The organism is Bowmanella yangjiangensis (assembly GCF_017255015.1).
In the GTDB taxonomy this organism is placed as follows: Bacteria; Pseudomonadota; Gammaproteobacteria; order Enterobacterales; family Alteromonadaceae; genus Bowmanella; species Bowmanella yangjiangensis.
The window spans coordinates 1-2117 of sequence record NZ_JAFKCS010000078.1; the positions used below are offsets into that span (position 1 = coordinate 1).

Sequence of the window (2117 nt, forward strand, 5' to 3'; positions counted from 1 at the left end):
TAGGTGATGCGCTGCGCCACGTCGTTGACCAGTGCTGAGGTGGCCGTGGTGCCACTGCTGGTGAAGGTGATGGTCAGCACGCCACCGCTGTTGGTGAAGGTGGCGAAGGTCAGCCCGCCCGACTGCAGGTTGCTGCCACTGACAGTGAACAGGCCGCCGCTGGTGTCGAAGCCCAGCACGTCGCTGCCTATCGCCGTGCCGCTGCGCTGGATCACCAGGCTGGCGCCGGACCAGTCGCCATTGCCGCCGTTCAGCGCATCCAGCTCGGCATCGGCCAGGCTGGCATTGCTGCCCACGTCGAGGCCGACGGTATTGCCTGCGCCGCCCCAGGCCACGCTGTCGCCGTTGAGGTTGCTGACGGTGGGCGCTGCGTTGGGGGCGACCGCATCCGCGAAACCCACATTGTCGATGCCGATATACAGAGGTTGACCATTTGGATCCGTGATACGGATTTCGTCTGCGTACTGGAATATCGATGCCGTCAGCCCATTGCCCTGGGTGAAGTCCGAGATGTAGTCGCCGTCGGTCGCGAGTGTGACGCTGCCTCTGGAGACACCGTTCTGGAAGGCTTCGAACTTGATTTGAGAGTGCGCGCCAAGGTAGTCGACGATCTTGATTCCGGTGAACGAGAGCTCGCTCCCGTCCTGGCTGCGAATCACGACGATGGGCGAGCCATTCCCGGAATCGTCGACGATACCTTCGTCCTGGCTGCCGGCCCCATCCGTGAACAGATCGCTGTAGTACTTCCACGCCGCGCCGTTATTGGAGTTGCCGGAGTCGGCGGAAAAGATCTCTATCGTCACGCCAGGAATGTCGCTCGACTGGGCTTGGCCGTCGGTCACCGGAGTACCCAGGATCGTGTCGGTACCGGAAAAATTCAGCGTTCCGGAAAACAACTGGCCGGTAAACGCGTTCTGGGCGGCAAGCGAGAACGGCATGCCGGCCTCTATGGTGCCGGTCGAGGTCTCCAGCACCCAGTTCCTGGCGCTGATGCTGCTGCCGGTCGCGTCGGTGGATGCTGCAACGTCGGCCTGGGTGATGGCGGCAATCTGGCTGATGAAGGACTGGCCCTTGTCGCCTAGGGCGATATCGCAGCCATAGAGCAGGATGTCGCCATCCCCACCCAGTTTGCTGCCGATGGCCTCCAGCGTGGAGCTGTGATCTTGCAGGTTGCTGGCATCCAGGGTCAGGCTGCCCAGCGTGATCTGTCCTGACAAACCATGGCTGACGATATGGATCGCATCGATGCCGGAGCGCCCGTTCAGATAGTCGGCAATCTGCTGCAGCCCATCCTGGCTGCCATCCAGTACGACGACCTCGGTGCCTTCGCTGGCGCCGGCGATGAGTTGTGCAGAGTCCTGCACGTTGCCGTCGATGAAGACGATCTCCTGGCGCTGATCGCTGCTGGCGGCTGGCGCGGCAGCGGCACCGTCATCGACCTGGCTGTCGCTGGCACTGTCCGCCTGGGGCGTGGGGTCGGCCTGGACCGTATCGGCAACCGTGGCGGCAACCGCCCCGTCGAACATCATGCGCGGTTCGAGGGCCAGTAGCCAGGCAGGGCCCGCCGGGGCCTGGGGTGTCGCTGTGACGGTGGATCTGCGTTTCATCATCTGCTCCCGGCGTTGCTTTACGTAAGTGGCGGCCCGCCTGGGCGGGCCGACCTTCAGGTGCTTGCTCGACTCAGCCTCGCGACGGGAAGACCCCTTCGGTCGCGATCACGAAGTTGGTGCCGAGGAAGGGATTGCGGATACCGAACGACTGGCTGCCACCGACGGGCGAGATGGTGACCGTTCCCTGCGGTGTGATGCTGGCCTGCCCGCTGAGCCCTCCCAGGTTGGCTTTCGTCGAGTCGGGTGGCGTATCGGTGAACAACCCCGCGAACACCACACTGGCAGGACCGGCTTTTGCGGTCGTGGCGGAGAGGTAGGTGGTGTTGCCCGCCGTGGGTGGCACCATCGCGGCGGTCGGATTGGTGGCCACGGCGGCACTGATGGTCAGGGCGCCGTTGCTGGCCTGGCCGGTGAAATGCGCGACTGGCGCGTGCATCGGCAGCTCTGCGGTGGTCAGGGTGACATTTTCGCGGCCGGCCATCTCGCCCTGGACAATCACGTCCAGGC

2 protein-coding genes are annotated in these 2117 nt (G+C 64.2%); both read right to left on the bottom strand.

Annotation, left to right across the window (positions count from 1 at the left end):
- On the bottom strand, positions 1-1607 hold a 1607-nt coding region (locus tag J0A65_RS21710), incomplete at its 3' end, for a DUF4347 domain-containing protein (protein WP_206596414.1).
- 73 nt (positions 1608-1680) lie between these two features.
- Positions 1681-2117, bottom strand: a 437-nt coding sequence (locus J0A65_RS21715; protein ID WP_232850096.1) for a phage tail protein, incomplete at its 5' end; no start/stop codon positions are given.